Raw genomic sequence first — 17,939 nt, forward strand, 5'->3', positions numbered from 1 at the left:
GCGCGCGCGAGCAGCGCCCGACCCGCCTCGGTCGGGGTGACGCCGCGCGGCCCGCGCACGAGCAGCGGGCAGCCGGCGTCGCGCTCGAGGCGCTGGAGGTGCTGGCTGACCGCCGGCTGGGTCCAGCCGAGGTCGCGCGCGGCCGCCGTCAGCGACCCCGCGCGCACCACCTCGCGGAAGAGCAGCACCCGTCGGGCGTCCAGGACCATGACCCAAGCATGACTTATGGCGCGACCAAGCAGGACGGGTCTTCCTTGGGGCGTGTCCGCGGGCCAGGGTGGGGCGCATGGAGACGATCGGCCTCGTCGGCGGCATGAGCTGGCACTCGACCATCGAGTACTACCGGGTCCTCAACGAGCGCGTCGCGGATGCGCGCGGCGGCCACGCGTCGGCCCAGGTCGTGCTCCGCTCGGTCGACTTCGCCGAGGTGCGCTCCTGCCAGCTGGCCGAGGACTGGGACCGCGCCGCCGACCTGCTCGCGGCGGCCGCCCTCGACTGCGCGGCCGCGGGCGCCCGCACGGTGGCGATCTGCACCAACCTGATGCACAAGGTCGCACCCCAGGTCGAGGACGCGCTCGCGCCCACCGGGGCCCGGCTGCTGCACATCGCCGACGCGGTCGCCGCCCAGGTCGCCACGCTCGGCGCCACCCGGGTGGGGCTGCTGGCCAGCCGCTGGGTGATGGAGGAGCCGTTCTACGCCGAGCGGCTCGCCGCCCACGGCATCGACACCGTCGTCCCCGACGCGCCCACCCGCGCCGAGGTCGACCGGGTGGTCTTCGACGAGCTGACCCAGGGGGTCGTGCGACCGGAGTCGCGGGCGGCGTACGTCGCGGCCGTCGAGGCCATGGCGGCCGACGGCGCGGAGGCGGTCGTGCTCGCGTGCACCGAGATCGGCCTGCTGCTGCGTCCGGAGGACTCGTCGCTGCCGCTGGTCGACTCCTGCACCGCCCACGCCGACGCCCTCGCCGACGCCGCCCTCGGGCTCACGCCCGCCCGCTGAGTCCTCGGGGCCTAGGCCACCGGGACGACCTCGGCGGTCACGACCCGACCGTCGGCCAGCTCGAGCAGCGCCATCGTCGGTCGCGGCTGACGGCGCTTGTCGGTGGGCGATCCGGGGTTCAGCGCCCGCTGGCCGTCGGTCGTCTCGTCCCAGGGGATGTGCGAGTGGCCGAAGACGACGAGGTCGGCGTCGGGGAAGCGCCGTCGCAGCCGGGGGCCACGCCCCTTCGCCGGCCCGCTGTCGTGCAGCATCGCGACCTGCACGCCGGCCAGCTCGGTCTCGAGCACCTCGGGCACGCCGGCCGGTCCGGCGCCGGCCCAGGCCGCGACGTCGGCGCCGTCGTTGTTGCCGAGCACGACGAGCACCGGGGCGTACGTCGCCAGCTCGTCGAGGACGTCGGCGCGGCAGACGTCACCCGCGTGCAGCACGAGGTCGACCCCGCGCAGGTGCTCGGCCACCCCCGGCGGGCAGCCCTTCCAGAACCGCGGTGCGTGGGTGTCGGCGAGGACGGCCACCCGCACCGTCAGGCCGAGCCGTAGCGGCGGTTGCGAGCGGCGTACTGCTCGACGGCCGCCCAGAGGTGACGGCGGTCGACGTCGGGCCACAGCACGTCGGTGAAGACGAGCTCGCTGTAGGCGGCCTGCCAGAGCATGAAGTTGGACAGCCGCTGCTCGCCGGAGGTGCGCCACACCAGGTCGGCGTCGGGCAGCTCGGGCACGTAGAGGTAGCGCGCGAAGGTCTTCTGGTCGACCGCACGGGGCTCGAGCCGACCCGCGGCGACGTCGTCGGCCATCGCCCGGGCGGCGTCGGCCAGCTCGGCCCGACCGCCGTAGTTGACGCACATCGTCAGCGTCAGCACGTCGTTGTCGCGGGTCATCTCCTCGGCGACCTGCAGCTCCTTGACCACCGAGCGCCACAGCCGCGGGGCCCGGCCGGCCCAGCGCACCCGGACGCCGAGCTCGTGCATCTCGTCGCGACGACGTCGGATGACGTCACGGTTGAAGCCCATGAGGAACTTGACCTCGTCGGCGCTGCGCGACCAGTTCTCGGTGGAGAAGGCGTAGGCGGAGATCGCCTTGACCCCGACCTCGATGGCGCCCTCGACCACGTCGAACAACGAGGACTCGCCCTCGGTGTGGCCCGCCGTGCGGGGCAGGCCCCGCTCCTCGGCCCAGCGGCCGTTGCCGTCCATGACGATCGCGACGTGACCGGGGACGAGGTCGGCCGGCACCGGCGGCGGCACGGCGCCGCTCGGGTGAGGCGTCGGGCGACGCGGCTCGGGCCGGGCGACGGCGCGGGTCCGCGAGCGAGGCATGGGCGTCAGCGTAGAGGTTTGCACCGGGGCCGGGGGGACACTGGCCGCCCATGGAAGCCCTGGAGCCGGCGTACTCCACGCCCGTCATGCTGCTGATCGCCGTCGCTGCGGTCGCCCTGCTGCTCGTGCTCATCATGGTGGTGAGGCTGCACGCGTTCCTGGCGCTGGTGCTGGTCAGTGCGATCACCGCAGTCGCAGCCGGCATCCCGCTGGCCGACGTGCCGGTGGTGATGACGCAGTTCTTCTCGACGACGCTCGGGTCGGTCGCGCTGCTGGTCGCGCTCGGCGTCATGCTCGGCCGGCTGCTGGAGGTGACGGGCGGCGCCCGTGTGCTGGCCGAGACGCTGGTCAACCGCTTCGGCGAGCAGCGAGCCCCGCTCGCGCTGGGTGTCGCCTCGCTGATCTTCGCCTTCCCGATCTTCTTCGACGCGGGCCTGGTGGTCTTCCTGCCGATCATCCTGACCGTCGCGCGACGGTTCGGCGGATCGGTCCTGCGCTACGCCCTGCCGTCGGCCGGGGCGTTCGCCGCGATGCACGCGATCGTGCCGCCGCACCCCGGGCCGGTCGCGGCGGGAGCGAGCCTCGAGGCCTCGCTCGGCGTGCTGCTGCTCGTCGGCACCCCGGTCGCCGTCGTGTCGTGGTTGGTCGGGTCCTACCTGTTCAGCAGCGTGGTGTCGCGACGCGTCCACGTGCCGGTGACCGACCTGCTCCTCGGTGAGGTCGACGACGAGCGCGACGCCCGTCCCCCGGCGTTCGGCGTCGTGCTGGTGCTCCTGCTGCTGCCGATGCTGCTCATCTCGCTCAACACGGTCATCACCTCGCTGACGACCGCCGGCACCCTCGAGGCCTCGTCGGTCACCGACTTCCTCGTGCTGCTCGGCAACACCCCGGTCGCCCTGCTCATCAGCGTGCTGGTCGCGCTGGTCCTGCTGGGCTCCCGTGCCGGCTCGCGCTCGGAGGTGCAGGGCCTGCTCGACGGGGCGTTGGGCCCTGTCTGCTCGGTCATCCTCATCACCGGCGCCGGTGGCATGTTCGGCGGCGTGCTGCGCACCAGCGGCATCGGCGAGTCGCTGACCTCGTCCCTGGCCGGGGTGGGGCTGCCGCTGGTCGTGCAGGCGTTCCTCATCGCGACGGCGCTCCGGGTGGCCCAGGGCTCGGCGACCGTGGCGCTGACCACCACCGCCGGCCTGGTCGCGGCGTCGGCCTCGGGACTGCCCGAGCTGCAGCTCGCCGCGCTGGTCTTCGCCATCGCCGGCGGGTCGACGGTGCTCTCGCACTTCAACGACTCCGGCTTCTGGCTCGTCGGCAGGCTCTTCGACATGGACGAGAAGACCACGCTGCGCACCTGGACGGTCATGGAGACCACCCTGGGCCTGACCATGTTCGCCTGCGCGGGCCTGCTGTGGGTGGTCGCGTGAGCGCCGCGGCCGGCGGCCCCCTCGTGGTGGTCGTCATGGGCACGACCTCGACCGGCAAGAGCTCGGTCGGCGAGCGTCTGGCCGCCGCCCTCGACGCCGGCTTCGTCGAGGGCGACGACCTGCACCCGCAGGCCAACGTCGACAAGATGGCTTCCGGCACGCCGCTGACCGACGACGACCGCTGGCCCTGGCTCGACCGGGTCGCCGCCCGGATCCGCGGGACGGTCGCCGATGGGCAGCGGCTGGTGGTGACGTGCTCGGCGCTCAAGCGCTCCTACCGCGACGTGCTGCGCGGTGACCCGGCGACGGCCGAGCAGGTGTTCTTCTGCCACCTCGCCGGCAGCCGCGAGCTGCTGGAGCAGCGCATCGCGGGCCGCCGCGGGCACTTCATGCCGACCTCGCTCCTCGACAGCCAGCTCGACACCCTCGAGGAGCTCGGCCCCGAGGAGCGTGGCGCGCGCGTCGACGTGGCGCCGCCGCTCGACGAGGTGGTCGCGGCGGCGCTGCGCGAGCTCAGCGCTCGCTGAGGTGCGGCATCGAGCGCAGCCCGCGCTCGAGGTGCCAGGCGACGTACGCCGAGACCAGCCCGCGCGCCTCGCGCCGACAGCGGGGCTCGACGTCGGCCACCGTCGGCCAGTCGCCCGCGAGCAGCGCGCCGAGGTGGAGCATGGTCCCGGCCGCCGGGCTCGCCGAGCCGGGCACACGGCAACGCACGCACAGGGCGCCGCCCGCGGCGGGGTGGAAGGCCCCGTGGGGACCCTCGAGGCCGCAGCTGGCGCAGGCCGAGCACGAGGGCGCGTAGCCGGCGACCGACATCGAGCGCAGCAGGAAGGAGTCGAGCACGTCGCCGGGACGGTGCTCGTCGCCCACCATGGCGCGCAGCGCACCGACCAGCAGGAGGTACTGCTGCACCGACGGCTCGCGCTCCTCCGACACCAGCCGCTCGGCGGTCTCGAGCATGACGCTCGCCGCGGTGTAGCGGTCGTAGTCGGCGGCGATGACGTTGCCGAACGGCGACCTGGTCACCGCCTGGGTGACGGTGTCGAGGTTGCGCCCGACCGCCAGCTGCAGGTCGACGTGGGTGAAGGGCTCGAGCCGGGAGCCGAACTTCGACGACGTGCGCCGCACCCCACGCGCCACCGCGCGCACGACACCGTGCTCGCGCGTCAGCAGCGTGATGATGCGGTCGGCCTCGGCGAGCGAGTGGGTGCGCAGCACCACCGCTTCGTCGCTGTAGACCGGCATGGCACCAGTCTCCACCCCGGCGGGTGGGGCCCTACGACACCACGCCCGTGACGGCCGTGGGCGCGCCGTGGCACCGGTCGACGAACTGCGCGGCGAGCCGGTCGAGCCGCGCCGGGCGGGCCCGCCACTCCAGGATCGAGCGGGCCTCGACGAACTCGGCGTGCGGCAGCTCGGCGGCGAGCATGGCGGCGTCGGCGGCGGGGTGGATCGGGTCGCTGGGGTGGCCGACCACCATCGCCGGGACGGTGATGCCACGGCGGGCCCGGGACGCGGGCGCGATGCGGCCGAAGAAGATGCCGTGGATGGCGGCCGCCATCGGCGCCGGACGCTGGTCGAGCGTGTCGAGCACGATGCCCGTCCAGAAGGGCACCAGTCCCCGCGGCACCGCGCGCGAGGCGAGGCGTACGGCGCGGACCGTCACCGGCACGTAGCGCGCCCAGAACAGCAGCGGCGCGAAGGCGACGAGGCCCGCCTCGAGGGCGTTGTCGAGCACGGGCATCTCGCACAGCAGCCCACAGACCCGCTCCGGCGCCAGCACGGCGGTCTCGAGCGTGACGTTGGCCCCGAGCGAGGTGCCGCCGACGACGGCCCGCTCGACGCCGAGGTGGTCGAGCAGGGCGACGACCTGCTCGGCGAAGGCCGACATGGAGTAGAGCAGCGGGTCGTCGGGCCGGTCGGAGCGGCCGTGGCCCAGCAGGTCGAGGGTGACCACGTGCGCCCCGTCGGCGGCGAGCGCCCGGGCGAGCGGCTCGTGCATCCGGCGCGGCATCAGCTGCCCGTGGAGCAGCACCACCCACCGCGGGCCCGCGCCGTACTCGGTGTACTCGAGGCGGTGACCGTCGACGAAGAACTGCCCGATGCGCTCGGAGACGAGGACCATGGGCCCACCCTAGGGCCGTCGGAGCGTCCTTCCGGGCGGCCGACCAGGCATGATCGCCGGGTGAGCCCTGCACCGTCCGGCGTCCGGCACCCTGCCGTGCCGGCCCCGGTCGTGCCGGTCCTGGTGGTCGCGACCGGTGCGGTGACCCTGCTCGCCGTGCTCGTGGGCGGCGCCGCCGAGACCCTCGGGGCCTGGTGGCCGACCGTCGGGCTGGCGGTCGTGACCCTGCTGCTCACGCCGGGCCGTCGGCTGGTGCTGGTCGCCGTCGCGCTGCTGGTCGTCGTGCTCGCCGCGGGTCTGCTGGGCGGCCGGGCGCCGGGCACCGCCGCGGCGCTCGCGGCCGTCGACTGCGCCGAGGCGCTGCTCGTGGCGCTCGTCGTACGACGGTCGGCCGACGGCCGGCTCGACCGCCTCGCCGACCTGGGCCCGCTGCTGGCCGGCGTCGCGGCTGGCGCGGTCGTCGGCGGCCTCGGCGTCGCGACCATCCTGAGCAGCACCTCCGACGACGGGTTCGGGGCGGTCTTCACCGTGGCGGGGCTCGCCCACGCCGCCGCCCTGCTCGTGCTGGTGCCGCCGGCGCTGCTCGACTGGCAGCGACCGTGGTCCCAGCGCCGCGCCGGCCAGGTGGTGCCGCTCGCGGTCGTCGTCGGCGTGGTCCTGGTGCTCGCCTTCTCCGAGCTGACCGGCGGCCTGACCGGCCTGACGCTCCTGGTGCTGCCGCTGCCCCTGGTGGTGGCGGGCGCGGTGCGCCACGACCTCCGGGCGATCACGGCGCTGCTGGTCTGGTGCGCCGCGCTGGTGTCCGCGACGGTGCTCGTCAGTCCGAACACCTTCGGCCCGGGCGCCGCAGGCGCGGCGGCGACGACCCAGGTCGCGCAGGTCTACCTCGTCACCCTCGTATTGCTGGTGCTGCCGCTCGCGCTGGCGCTGCGCGAGCGCGACGAGGCTGCCCGCCGCACCCGCGACAGCGAGCGCACCTTCCGCCGGGCGTTCACGCAGTCCGGCCTGCCGGTCCTGCTGGGCCGGTGGGACGGCGCCACGTTGCGGATCGGCGCCGCGAGCGACGCCTGCGGTGGCCTCCTCGGTCGCGAGCCCGCCGAGCTGGCCGGTCTCGACGTCGACGCGCTGGTGCACGCGTCCGGGCTCCTGGAGGCGCTGCGAGGAGCTCCCCTGGCCGACTTCCCCGGCTGGTCCGGCCCGCTGAGGCTGCGCGACGACCCGCGCCGGCAGGTGGAGGCGTACGCCGCCCTCCTCGACGTCGACGGCGAGCGCGGCCTGCTGTCGCTGCACCTGGTCGACCTGACCGAGCGGCTGAGCCTGCAGCAGCGGCTCACCGACGAGCAGGCCCGCTCCCAGGCGGTGATGGACACCGCCTCGAGCCTCATCGTCATCACCGACACCGAGGGCCGCGTCGTCACGGTCAACCCGGAGACGACGCGCCTGACCGGCTGGACCGCCGACGAGCTGGTCGGGCGGCCGCTGTGGGAGCTGGTGGTGGCGCCCCGCGACCGCCAGAAGGTCGAGGACGCCGTCACGCAGGTGCTGCCCATCCCCCGCTCCGGCGAGCTGCGCCTGCGGACCCGCTCCGGTGCCGAGCGCACGGTCGTCTACAGCCACGCCGTGCACCAGGGCACCGACGACGCCCCGGCGACCTTCGTCTTCAGCGGCTCCGACGTCACCGAGGCGCGGGCGAGCGCCGAGATGGTCGAGCACCTGCTGCGCTCGGTGACCTCGATCGCCTTCGTCGGCACCGACCTCGACGGCACCGTGACCCTCTTCAGCACCGGGGCGGAGCGGTTGTTCGGCCTCCGCGCCGACCAGGCGTTGGGCCGCGGCCTCGGCACGATGCTGGCGGAGGTCGGCGAGACCGGGCAGGACGGCCAGGAAGGGCTCCGGCGCGGGGTGCCGCTGACCCGCCTGGTGGGGTCCGGCTCGGCCGTCGAGGGATCGCCGCGCACGCACGACTGGCTGGCGCTGCCGCAGGACCGGCCGCCGGTGCGGGTGTCGATGACCTGCAACCCGGTGCGGAGCGCCGCGGGCACCCAGCACGGCTACCTCTTCGTGGCCCGTGACGTCACCGACACCCGGCGCAACCAGGAGATCATGGTCAGCGCCCTGCGCCGCGAGCGCGAGGTCGTCACCCGGCTCCAGGAGCTCGACCGGGCCAAGGACGACTTCATCTCCACGGTGAGCCACGAGCTGCGCACCCCGATGAGCAGCATCATCGGCTGCGCCGAGATGCTCGCCGACGGCATGGCGGGCGAGCTGCACGACAGCCAGCAGCAGCTCGTCGACGTCGTGATCCGCAACGGCGCCCGGCTCCTCGGTCTCGCCGACGACCTGCTCACCCTGGCCACCTTCGACCGGGGCACCCCCGCGCAGCCGGGGGCCCACCTCGACCTGCGCCACGTGGTGCGGGAGAGCCTCGGTGCCGTGCGGCCGCATCCGGACGACGACCGGCTGCGCTGGGAGGTCGACCTCCCCGACGCGCCGGTGGACGTGGTCGGCGAGGCGAGCCACCTCGAGCGCGCCGTGACCAACCTGCTGACGAACGCCGTGAAGTTCACCCCCGACGGGGGCTCGGTGAGCGTGGCGCTGCGCCTCGACCCAGGCGTCGGCACGGCGACCGTGACGGTGACCGACACCGGCCGAGGCATCCCCGAGTCCGACCTCGAGCACGTCTTCGACCGGTTCTTCCGCGCGTCCGAGGTGCAGCGGCACGCCATCCAGGGCACCGGCCTCGGCCTGTCCATCGTCAAGCAGATCGTCGAGCGGCACGACGGCAGCATCGCCGTGCGGTCCCGCCACGGCGAGGGCACCTCGGTCGCGGTCACGATCCCGCTGGCGCGACACCCTCAGGTCTAGCCCAGCGGACGGTTTTGTCCGCTTTGATGCCGGATTTTAGCGCCCGGACCCGCAGAATTGTGCCGTGATGCCGTCCGCCCGCGCGCCCCAGCCGCCGTCGTCGCGGTCCTGGCTCCCGTCGGCCGGGTCTCGCGCGCGCGTCCTCCTCGTCGTCACGGCGTTGCTCGTGGCGACCGCCGCGGCCGCGGCAGCCTCGGTGCTGCTCCGCCCCGACGCCGACGGCGTCGCGACCTGGTGGCCGGCGGCCGGTCTCGCGATCGCCGCACTGGCACTCGCGCCGCCGCGCGTCCGCCTGCTGCTCGCGGTCCTGGTCGGCGTCGTCACCTACGGCGCCAACGCGCTCGGCGGCCGACCGGTGGAGCTCGGGCTCGTCCTCGCCACGGCCAACGCCGTCGAGGCGCTCGTGGGCGCCGCGCTGCTCTCGCGCCGCGGGGCGCCGCCGCGCCTGGAGGACACCGCCGACCACCTGCGGCTGCTCCTCGCCGCAGGCGTGGCCGCCACGAGCATGGCGCTCGTCTCGGAGGTCGGGTTCGCGGTGGCGGGCGAGCCCCTGGGCACCGCCGCACCCACCGTGCTGCCCTCCCACCTGGCCGCCTCGCTCGTGCTGCTGCCCCTGTTCCTGCTCCCGGCCCCCGGGTGGCGCGTGCGCGCCGCCGCGGCGGCCGAGACCCTCGTGCAGGCCGCGCTGCTCGTGGTCGCGGCCGTCCTCGCTGCCACGCTGTCCACCGGCGTGCTGCCGCTGTTCCTGTTGATCCCCCTGCTGGTGTGGGCGGCGCTGCGCACCAGCCCGCAGGTGACGGCCACCGAGGTCGCCGTCGTCGCGGTCGTGCTCACGTGGGCCGACGCCCGCGGCGACGGAGCGCTCGGGGCCCTGAGCGCCGCGCTGCCCGGGGGTGCCGCGGCGGAGGGCAACCACGTCCAGGTGTTCCTGGTGTGCGTGGCGCTGCTCGCCGTGCCGTGCGCCCTGGCCACCGACCAGCGCCGCCGGCTCGTCGCGCGGCTCGACGCCGAGCGCGACCTCAGCACCACCACCCTCGACACCACCGCCGCGATCATCCTCGTCACCGCGCCCGACGGCGAGGTCCAGCGCGTCAACGCCGCCCTGGAGCGCCTCACGGGGTGGCGTCCCGACCAGGTCGTCGGCCGCCGCTTCTGGGAGTGCGGCCTGGTGCCGCCCGAGCGTCGCCCGATCGTCGAGGGGCTGTACGCCGACGTGCTCGGCGGCACCGTGCCCGCGACGCGCGAGGCCGACGTCCTCGCCACCAGCGGCGAGCGGCTCCGGGTCGTCTGGAGCAACAACGTCGTCCTCGACGCCGATGGCCGGGTGGTCCACGTCGTGTGCACCGCCAGCGACGTGACGAGCGAGCGCACCTCGACGCAGCTGGTCGAGCACCTCTTCGGCTCGCCCAAGGCCGCGCCGATGCTCTCGCTCGACGAGGAGCTGCGGATCACCCTGTGCAACGCCGCCAGCGAGCAGCTGCTCGGGGTGCGGGCCGAGGACGTCGTGGGGCGCCCCTTCGTCTCGGTGGTGTGCCCCGAGCAGGTGGCCGACATGGAGGCGGCGCTGAGCCGTGCCAGCACCGCCTCGCGCGAGACGCGTGCCGCCGCGCTGCTCGACCACGACTGGTCGTGGATGCGTCCCGACGGCACCGTGGTGCGCCTCGGCGCGACCGTCAGCGCCGTCGTCGACGCCGTGGGCCGCCAGGTCGGCACCCTGCTCGTGGCCAGCGACGTGAGCCGTCAGGTCGCGCAGGAGGACGCCCTGCAGCGGGCGCTCGAGACCGAGCGTCGCGCGGTGGAGCGGCTGCGTCGGCTCGACGCCGCCAAGAACGACTTCGTCTCGACCGTCTCGCACGAGCTGCGCACGCCGACGACGAGCATCGTCGGCTACACCGAGATGCTGCGCGACGAGGTCGCGGGCCACGTCACCGACCAGCAGCGCGAGCTGCTCGAGGTGATCACCCGCAACGGCATGCGGCTGATCAACGTCGCCAACGACCTGCTCACGCTGGCCGGCCTCGAGTCGCAGGACCGCAGCACCTGGCAGGAGGAGCCGGTCGACCTCGTCGACGTGGTGCGCCAGGCCGAGGAGACCGTCGTCCCGCTGGTGGGCGATCGCCGCCTCGAGCTCGACTTCACCGTGCCCGCGACGTCCGTGCAGGTGCTCGGCGACGCCGCCCACCTCGACCGCGTCGTGGTCAACCTGCTGAGCAACGCGGTGAAGTTCACCCCTGACGGCGGGCACGTGCGCTGCCGGTTGGGGGCCAGCGGGGGCGCGGCGGTGCTGGAGGTCAGCGACACGGGCATCGGCATCCCCGCCGACGAGCAGGCCGACCTGTTCACGAAGTTCTTCCGCTCCAGCACCGCGCAGAGCCGGGCCATCCCGGGCACGGGGCTCGGGCTGTCGATCATCCACCGCATCGTCACCGACCACGGCGGCGAGATCGACGTGCGCTCCGCGGAGGGCGCCGGCACCACCTTCACCGTGCGCCTGCCGCTGGTCGCGGCCCCCGCCCTCAGCGCCGGTTGACGGCCGAGACCACGGCCTCGAGCGAGGCGGTGACGATGTTGGCGTCGAGCCCGACGCCCCACAGCACCTTCTCGCCGACCGCGCACTCGACGTACGCCGCCGCGATCGCGTCGCCGCCGGCCGACAGGGCGTGCTCGGCGTAGTCGAGGACCCGCAGGTCGAGCTCGCCCAGCGCCGGGCTGTCGAGACCGTTGAGGATCTCGACGAACGCGGCGATCGGGCCGTTGCCGCTGCCCGTCAGCTCGCGCCGCTCGCCGTCGACGTGCAGCACGACCGTCAGGGCGTCCTGCTCGCCCGCGGCCGAGGAGGAGTGCACCGAGTCGAGCCGCAGCGGCTCGTCTCGGTCGAGGTACTCGGCGCGGAAGGCCGACCAGATGGCGCTCGGCGTCATCTCGCCGCCCTCGCCGTCGGTCTGCTCCTGCACCGCGCGGCTGAACTCGATCTGCAGCCGTCGCGGCAGGTCGAGCTTGTGCTCGGACTTCATGACGTAGGCGACGCCGCCCTTGCCCGACTGGCTGTTGACCCGGATGACGGCCTCGTAGGTGCGACCGACGTCCTTGGGGTCGATCGGCAGGTACGGCGCCTCCCACGGCTGCTCCGCGACCGGACGGCCTGCCTCGGCCGCCTCGGCCTCGAGCGCCTCGAGGCCCTTCTTGATGGCGTCCTGGTGGGAGCCGGAGAAGGCGGTGTAGACGAGGTCGCCGGCGTACGGGTGCCGGGGGTGGACTGGCAGCTGCGTGCAGTACTCGACGGTGCGGCGGATCTCGTCGATGTCGGAGAAGTCGACCTGCGGGTCGACGCCCTGGCTGAAGAGGTTCATGCCCAGGGTCACCAGGCAGACGTTGCCGGTGCGCTCGCCGTGGCCGAACAGGCAGCCCTCGACGCGATCGGCGCCGGCCATCACGGCCAGCTCGGTCGCCGCGACCGCCGTGCCGCGGTCGTTGTGCGGGTGCAGGCTGATGGTGGTGTGCTCGCGGCGCGTGAGCTGCCGCGAGAACCACTCGATCTGGTCGGCGTAGACGTTGGGCGTCGCCACCTCGATGGTGGCCGGCAGGTTGAGGATGATCTCGCGGCCGTCCTCGGGCTGCCACACGTCGGAGACCGCCTCGCAGACCTCGAGCGAGAACGGCAGCTCGGTGGAGGTGAAGATCTCCGGGGAGTACTCGTAGCCGATGACGGTGGCCGCGAGGTTCTGCTCGGCGTACTTCATGAACAGCTCGGTGCCGCGCACCGCGATGTCCTTGACCTCGTCCTCGCTCGCGCGGAAGACGACGCGGCGGAAGAGCGGGGCGACCGCGTTGTAGAGGTGGATGTTGGCGTGGTGCACGCCGACCAGCGACTGGGTGGTGCGCTCGATGAGGTCCTCGCGGGCCTGGGTCAGCACCGAGATGGTGACGTCGTCGGGCACCTTGTCGCGCTCGATGAGCTGGCGCACGAAGGCGAAGTCGGTCTCGCTGGCCGAGGGGAACCCGACCTCGATCTCCTTGTAGCCCATCTTCACCAGCAGGTCGAACATCCGGTGCTTGCGCTCGGGGCTCATCGGGTCGATCAGTGCCTGGTTGCCGTCGCGCAGGTCGGTCGACAGCCAGCGCGGCGCCTGCGTGATGGTCTGCGACGGCCAGGTGCGGTCGGGCAGGTCGATCGGGGGGAACGGCCGGTAGCGGTGGACCGGCATGCCGCTGGGCCGCTGGGTGTTCTCGAAGCCGGAGTGCTGCAGGGTCATGACGACGGGTGCCTCTCGTGGGACGTGGGTGCCGGGCGTGCGGAGACCTCCGCAGCGAGGGGGCCGGCACGCGTCACTTCAGCGCGGAGGCCTCGCTGCGGCACCCAAGGAGGAGCACCACTGGCCGTACGTCGAGCACGTCGGCGACTCTAACAGCCGCCGCTCAGGCGTCCGGGTCGGTCTCGACGTCGGCCGCGGGCAGCCGGACCGTCACCGTGGTGCCGCGGCCGACCTCGGAGTCGACCACGACGGAGCCGCCGTGCCACTCCACGACCGACTGCACCAGCGCGAGGCCCAGGCCGGTGCCCTGGATCTCGTCGGCCACCGACAACGACGAGCGGAAGAAGCGGGAGAAGATGCGGTCCTGCTCGGCGCGCGGGATCCCGATGCCGCGGTCGACCACGTCGACGACGACCTCGTCGCCGTCGGCGTGCAGGCGCACCGTGACGGTGCCGCCGTCGCGGCTGAACTTCACGGCGTTGTTGAGCAGGTTGAGCAGCACGCGCTCGACCTGCCGCCGGTCACCCAGGACCCGTGGCACCTCGCCCTCCGTGGCCACGGCGAGCTCGAGGTCCTTGGCGGCGGTCGCGGGGGCGAGGATCTGCTGGCAGTCGTTGACCAGGACGAGGATGTCGATGGGGCGACGCTCGAGCTGCACCTCCTCCGCGTCGTACGCCGACAGGGCCAGGAGGTCCTCGACCAGGGCGCGGAGCCGGTCGACGTTGCGCTCGATGATCGACACGCCAGCGGACATCTCGGCCGGCAGCGGGCCGAGCCCGCCCTCCGACATCAGCTCGAGGTAGCCGACGATGCTGGTCAGCGGGGTGCGCAGCTCGTGCGACACCGTCGAGATGAAGGCGTCCTTGGCGCGGTCGAGCTCCTCGAGGCGGCGTACGGACTCGCGCTGCTGCTCGAAGGCGCGCACCTGCACCAGCGAGGCGACCAGGTCGTGGGAGACGCCCTGACAGATGGCGACCTCGCGCGCCGCCCAGCCGCGCGGGCGGACGGTGGTGAGCAGCAGCCAGCCGATGACCTCGTCGCCCACGGCGACCGGCGCGGCCAGGAGGGCCTCGACCCCGAGCGCGGCGCGCACGGCGGCGCGGGCCGGGTCGTCGAAGCGGGTGTCGCTGGCGAGCTCGGTGATGCGGACCGGCGCGAGGTGCTGCGCGGCCTCGAGGAGCAGCGAGGTCAGCGCCTCGGGCAGGTCGACGAAGGAGTCGGGCCGCGGCAGCGCGGCCGCCTCGGCGTCGGCGCTCCAGGAGCCGCGCACGGCGGCGTAGCGGTCGGCGTCGACGAGCAGCACGTCGCAGCGGTCGACCTGGGTGGCCTGGCCCACCGACTCGGCCGCCCGGTTGACGAGCTGCGCGGAGTCGAGGTCCTGGCGCAGCGCGCGGGCGAGCTCATGGACCACGCGCGCCTGGTCGGCGCGCTCGAGCAGCTCGGCCTGCGCCGAGCGCAGCTGGCGCACCGAGTCGTAGTAGTCGGCGGTGGCCCGCTCGCCGATGGTCTCCGCCGCCTGCCGCCGCGCCTGCTCGCGGCGCAGCTCGCGCCGCAGCCGGCGCACCTCGTCGACGGGGTCGACCGAGGCGCCGGCGGTGCCGGGCAGCAGGTCCATCGTCTCTCCAGGTCGGTGGCGGGTCGTCGGCCGAGGTCGCGGGTCCATGGGTCCCCGCCATCCTCCCCCGAGCCACCCTCGACAAACTCCGGCGTTCTGTCCGGACGGTGTGGCGCGCCTCTCGGCCGAGGCTAGTGGCGCAGTGCCCCCCGACCAGCGCAGGCGACACGGCGACCACGCCGCTGGTCTAGAGGAGTGACCCGCGCGGTCGGCCCAGCAGACGGCATGATGCGCCCCGTGCCCCGCCTCCTCGTGGTCCACCACTCCCCCACCACCTCGATGCGTCGGCTCACCGAGGCGGTGCTGGCCGGCGCCCACGACGAAGAGGTGCAGGCGCCGGGCCGGTGGAGGTGGTCGAGCGCGAGGCGCTCGCCTTCGCGCGTGGCGAGGCCGACCACGACGACCTCCTCGCCGCCGACGGCTACGTGCTCGGAACCCCGGCCAACTTCGGCTACATGAGCGGGGCGCTCAAGCACGTCTTCGACAGCACCTTCCTGCACGTCGGCGGGGCGCTCGGTGACGACGGCGGCGCGTCGGGAGCGGGTGCCGGCACGACTGCGCGACGCCCGTGGGGGCTCTTCGTGCACGGCCGCCACGACCTCACCGGAGCGGTGCGCTCGGTGGAGTCGGTGGTCGGCGCGCTCGGCTGGCGACGCGGCCACGAGGTGGTCGGCGTGGTCGGCGAGGTGGGTCCTGCGGAGTCGGCCACGGCGTACGCGCTCGGCGGTACCATCGCCGCACTGCTGGCCGGCTGACGCGGAGAGGGGTCCGGTGTCGACACGTGCGGGCCTCGTCCTGGCCCTGGTCGGGGTGCTGGCGACCCTGACCGGCTGCTCTCAGGCACCCCTGCGGCCCGCCTCCGAGGAGGCCGGTGACCGCCAGCCCGAGCTCGGCACCTGCTACCGACTGGCCCCCGACGACGTCGACCAGCCCTCGTCCGACGCCGAGCCCGTCGACTGCTCCGAAGAGCACACGGCGCAGACCTTCGCCATCGGCACGCTGCCCGACGAGACCGGATCGGCGTGGGACGACCCCGGTCACGGCCGGTGGGTCTACTCCAGGTGCCAGGACGCCTACACCAAGTTCCTGGGCATCGACGAGAGCCAGGCCCTACGGGTGCAGCTGAGCTGGGCGTGGTTCCGGCCCTCCGAGCAGGCGTGGGCCGACGGTACGCGCTGGTACCGCTGCGACCTCGTCGGCGGCCCGGCCGACGCCACGTCGTACGCCGCCCTCCCGGCCGACGCCAAGGGCCTGTTCAGCGCCCAGCCGCCCGACGAGTGGCTCACCTGCGCGCGTGGCGAGACCGTCGCCGGGTCGCAGAAGGTGTCGTGCTCGCAGCCCCACGACTGGCGCGCCGTCACCACCATCAAGCTCGGCGGCCCCGACGACCCCTACCCGGGCGAGCGCGAGGTGCAGGTACGCACCCGCGACTTCTGCTCCGACTCGGTGGTCGCCTGGCTGAACTACCCGCTGGAGTACGAGTTCGGCTTCACCTGGTTCGGCGAGGCCGAGTGGCAGACCGGCAACCGGCGCTCGGTGTGCTGGGCCAGGATCGACTCGTGACGACCCGGGTGCGCGCGGCCCTCGCCGCCGCGGTGCTCGGCGGCGCGATCCTCGTCGGGTGCAGCGGCGACCCCGAGCCGTCGACGTCGTCGTCCGGGTCGCCGTCGGCCTCGGCGTCGGCCAGTCCGACGCAGCCGCCCGACCCGCCCGAGACCGGCACCTGCCACCGCCTCACCCTCGACCAGGCGGCGGCCGCCACCGCGACCGAGGACCAGGAGGTGCCCTGCCGCGACCGGCACACCTCGGTGACCATCGCCGTCGAGCCGCTCGACCTGGTCGACGACGGCCACCTGCTGGCCGTCGGGTCCGACGCCGCGCAGGAGCGGCTGCGCGAGCAGTGCGCCCCCGCCCTCGCGCGGTGGGTCGGCGGCGACGAGACCGCGCGTCGGCTCTCGCGCCTCGAGGTGGTGTGGTTCGCCCCGTCGCCCGACGACCTGCAGGCCGGCGCCGACCGGCTCCGCTGCGACCTCGTCGCCGTCCGCTCCGAGGGCCGGCTGCTGCCGCTCACCGGCCGCGCCCGCAACCTGCTCGACCAGCCTGCGGCGCTCGACACCGTCGGCACCTGCGGCACCGCCGCCCCCTCCGCCGACGACTTCGAGCGCGTGGCCTGCGCGGCGCGCCACCGCTGGCGCGCGGTCGACGTCGTCGACCTGCCCGACGGCGCCCGCTTCCTCGGCGACGCCGCGACCGAGACGGCCGACTCCGCCTGCCAGGACGTCGCCTCCGCCCGCTCCGGCGGCTCCCTCGAGCTCACCTGGGCCTTCGAGTGGCCCACCCGCGAGCAGTGGGACACCGGCCAGCGCTGGGGCTGGTGCTGGGTCCCCCAGTCCACCTGACTCCCTGCCCCCTGAGGAGGTTGCGCAGCAACCGTCTCGAAGGTCCCGCGAAGTTGCCGGCGCCGGGGGGCAGCCGCACTGGGCTGGTCGAGGTGCGAGGAGCGCAAGCGACGAGCCTCGAGACCCGGCCCACCCATCCCTTCTCCCTGCCGGGGTTTGGCCGCCGCCGGGCTGAGGTTGTCGCGCAGCGACCCTCTCGAGGTCAACCGTCTCGAAGGGCCTGGCTGCGATCCCGGTTGCGGGGGTCTCGAGGCCCTCGCCCACCCGTGCCGGACTGGGCTGGTCGAGGTGCGAGGAGCACAAGCGACGAGCCGCGAGGCCCAGCAAGGCGCCCGCCACCTGGCCCCTCAACAGGTTGCCAGCACGGGCACCTGCTCCCCGAGGAGGTTGCGCAGCCGCCGGGCTGAGGTTGTCGCGCGGCGACCCGTTCGAGGTCAACCGTCTCGAAGGGCCTGGCTGCGATCCCGGTTGCGGGGTCTCGAGGCCCTCGCACACCCCTGCCGGACTGGGTTGGTCGAGGCGCGAGGAGCGCAAGCGACGAGCCTCGAGACCCAGCGAGGCGCCCAGCACCCTGGGTCGCTATGCGTCCGGATATTGTCGCTCACCTGTTCGATTGTCAGTCCGTGGCGGTAGACTCCAGTCATGGAGCTCGCACCCCTGTCCCGCATCGACGAGGCCGCCGACGCGGCGCACGTCGACGTGCGGGCGGCGATCATCGACGAGCTCCTGACCGCACGCGCCGACGCCCACGCGGCTGAGGCGAAGCAGGTGTGGATGGCGGTGCAGTGGGCGCTGGCCCACCCGGCCGAGGTCGACGCCGACGGCGTCATCACCGACTACGCCGGGTGGGGCGAGCCGGGCCTGCTGGCCACCGACGAGTCGCGAGTGCTCATCCCGATCGCCGGCCCCGGTGCACCACTGGTGCACCCGCTCGCGCCGCTCGAGCTCG

General features: G+C 74.1%; 16 protein-coding genes. 9 read left to right on the forward strand and 7 right to left on the reverse strand.

Annotation, left to right across the window (positions count from 1 at the left end; genetic code table 11):
- Positions 1-209 (reverse strand): LysR family transcriptional regulator (locus ACYU8I_RS18365; RefSeq protein WP_460843676.1); only part of this gene is annotated, 209 nt, incomplete at its 3' end.
- Between the two features lie 77 nt (positions 210-286).
- Between ACYU8I_RS18365 and ACYU8I_RS18370 the strand changes: the two genes are divergently transcribed.
- A complete protein-coding gene (locus tag ACYU8I_RS18370; RefSeq protein WP_460843678.1) occupies positions 287-1,000 on the forward strand; it encodes an aspartate/glutamate racemase family protein in 714 nt (237 codons plus the stop codon).
- A gap of 11 nt (positions 1,001-1,011) precedes the next feature.
- Here ACYU8I_RS18370 and ACYU8I_RS18375 read toward each other — a convergent pair whose 3' ends face one another.
- Positions 1,012-1,515: a metallophosphoesterase family protein gene (locus ACYU8I_RS18375; RefSeq protein WP_460843680.1), complete on the reverse strand. Its 504-nt coding sequence runs from the start codon at positions 1,513-1,515 to the stop codon at positions 1,012-1,014.
- Positions 1,516-1,523: 8 nt separating this feature from the next.
- Positions 1,524-2,315, reverse strand: a complete 792-nt coding sequence (locus tag ACYU8I_RS18380; RefSeq protein WP_460843682.1) for an isoprenyl transferase — start codon at positions 2,313-2,315, stop codon at positions 1,524-1,526.
- Between the two features lie 50 nt (positions 2,316-2,365).
- On the opposite strand from ACYU8I_RS18380, the gene ACYU8I_RS18385 reads away from it, so the two are divergent.
- Positions 2,366-3,733 (forward strand): GntP family permease, encoded by a 1,368-nt coding sequence (locus ACYU8I_RS18385; RefSeq protein ID WP_460843685.1) that lies wholly within the window; start codon positions 2,366-2,368, stop codon positions 3,731-3,733.
- Entirely contained in the window at positions 3,730-4,260 is a 531-nt protein-coding gene (locus tag ACYU8I_RS18390; protein ID WP_460843687.1) for a gluconokinase, read from the forward strand. The genes ACYU8I_RS18385 and ACYU8I_RS18390 overlap by 4 nt, the downstream gene beginning before the upstream one ends.
- Here the strand turns inward: ACYU8I_RS18390 and recO are convergent.
- Positions 4,247-4,978 (reverse strand): DNA repair protein RecO, encoded by a 732-nt coding sequence (gene recO / locus ACYU8I_RS18395; protein ID WP_460843689.1) that lies wholly within the window; start codon positions 4,976-4,978, stop codon positions 4,247-4,249. The two genes, ACYU8I_RS18390 and recO, sit on opposite strands and share 14 nt — an antisense overlap.
- A 31-nt stretch (positions 4,979-5,009) precedes the next feature.
- Positions 5,010-5,858, reverse strand: a complete 849-nt coding sequence (locus tag ACYU8I_RS18400) for an alpha/beta fold hydrolase (protein ID WP_460843691.1) — start codon at positions 5,856-5,858, stop codon at positions 5,010-5,012.
- Between the two features lie 60 nt (positions 5,859-5,918).
- Between ACYU8I_RS18400 and ACYU8I_RS18405 the strand changes: the two genes are divergently transcribed.
- On the forward strand, positions 5,919-8,723 hold the full coding sequence (locus ACYU8I_RS18405; RefSeq protein ID WP_460843693.1) for an ATP-binding protein: 2,805 nt from the start codon (positions 5,919-5,921) through the stop codon (positions 8,721-8,723).
- 67 nt (positions 8,724-8,790) lie between these two features.
- Positions 8,791-11,253 carry a PAS domain-containing sensor histidine kinase gene (locus tag ACYU8I_RS18410; protein WP_460843709.1) on the forward strand — a complete coding sequence of 821 codons (2,463 nt, stop codon included), beginning with the start codon at positions 8,791-8,793 and terminating at the stop codon, positions 11,251-11,253.
- Here the strand turns inward: ACYU8I_RS18410 and leuA are convergent.
- On the reverse strand, positions 11,240-12,976 hold the full coding sequence (leuA, locus tag ACYU8I_RS18415; protein WP_460843695.1) for a 2-isopropylmalate synthase: 1,737 nt from the start codon (positions 12,974-12,976) through the stop codon (positions 11,240-11,242). The genes ACYU8I_RS18410 and leuA overlap by 14 nt on opposite strands.
- Before the next feature lie 163 nt (positions 12,977-13,139).
- Positions 13,140-14,639, reverse strand: coding sequence for a sensor histidine kinase (locus ACYU8I_RS18420; protein WP_460843698.1), 1,500 nt, complete (start codon positions 14,637-14,639; stop codon positions 13,140-13,142).
- Positions 14,640-14,935: 296 nt separating this feature from the next.
- Here ACYU8I_RS18420 and ACYU8I_RS18425 point away from each other — a divergent pair, with 296 nt between their 5' ends.
- From ACYU8I_RS18425 to ACYU8I_RS18440, 4 genes are all read left to right on the forward strand, one after another.
- Positions 14,936-15,346 carry a flavodoxin family protein gene (locus ACYU8I_RS18425; protein ID WP_460843700.1) on the forward strand — a complete coding sequence of 137 codons (411 nt, stop codon included), beginning with the start codon at positions 14,936-14,938 and terminating at the stop codon, positions 15,344-15,346.
- 16 nt (positions 15,347-15,362) lie between these two features.
- Positions 15,363-16,154 carry a septum formation family protein gene (locus tag ACYU8I_RS18430; RefSeq protein ID WP_460843702.1) on the forward strand — a complete coding sequence of 264 codons (792 nt, stop codon included), beginning with the start codon at positions 15,363-15,365 and terminating at the stop codon, positions 16,152-16,154.
- On the forward strand, positions 16,151-16,990 hold the full coding sequence (locus ACYU8I_RS18435; RefSeq protein WP_460843704.1) for a septum formation family protein: 840 nt from the start codon (positions 16,151-16,153) through the stop codon (positions 16,988-16,990). The genes ACYU8I_RS18430 and ACYU8I_RS18435 overlap by 4 nt, the downstream gene beginning before the upstream one ends.
- A gap of 642 nt (positions 16,991-17,632) precedes the next feature.
- The coding region (locus ACYU8I_RS18440) for a hypothetical protein (protein WP_460843706.1) at positions 17,633-17,939 on the forward strand (307 nt) is incomplete at its 3' end.

Source organism: Nocardioides marmoraquaticus (assembly GCF_054777915.1).

Coding starts and splice junctions, on each gene's coding strand:
- ACYU8I_RS18370 (WP_460843678.1), top strand. CDS start 287: ATGGAGACGATCGGCCTCGTCGGCGGCATGAGCTGGCACTCGACCATC.
- ACYU8I_RS18380 (WP_460843682.1), bottom strand. CDS start 2,315: ATGCCTCGCTCGCGGACCCGCGCCGTCGCCCGGCCCGAGCCGCGTCGC.
- ACYU8I_RS18385 (WP_460843685.1), top strand. CDS start 2,366: ATGGAAGCCCTGGAGCCGGCGTACTCCACGCCCGTCATGCTGCTGATC.
- recO (WP_460843689.1), bottom strand. CDS start 4,978: ATGCCGGTCTACAGCGACGAAGCGGTGGTGCTGCGCACCCACTCGCTC.
- ACYU8I_RS18400 (WP_460843691.1), bottom strand. CDS start 5,858: ATGGTCCTCGTCTCCGAGCGCATCGGGCAGTTCTTCGTCGACGGTCAC.
- ACYU8I_RS18410 (WP_460843709.1), top strand. CDS start 8,791: ATGCCGTCCGCCCGCGCGCCCCAGCCGCCGTCGTCGCGGTCCTGGCTC.
- leuA (WP_460843695.1), bottom strand. CDS start 12,976: ATGACCCTGCAGCACTCCGGCTTCGAGAACACCCAGCGGCCCAGCGGC.
- ACYU8I_RS18420 (WP_460843698.1), bottom strand. CDS start 14,639: ATGGACCCGCGACCTCGGCCGACGACCCGCCACCGACCTGGAGAGACG.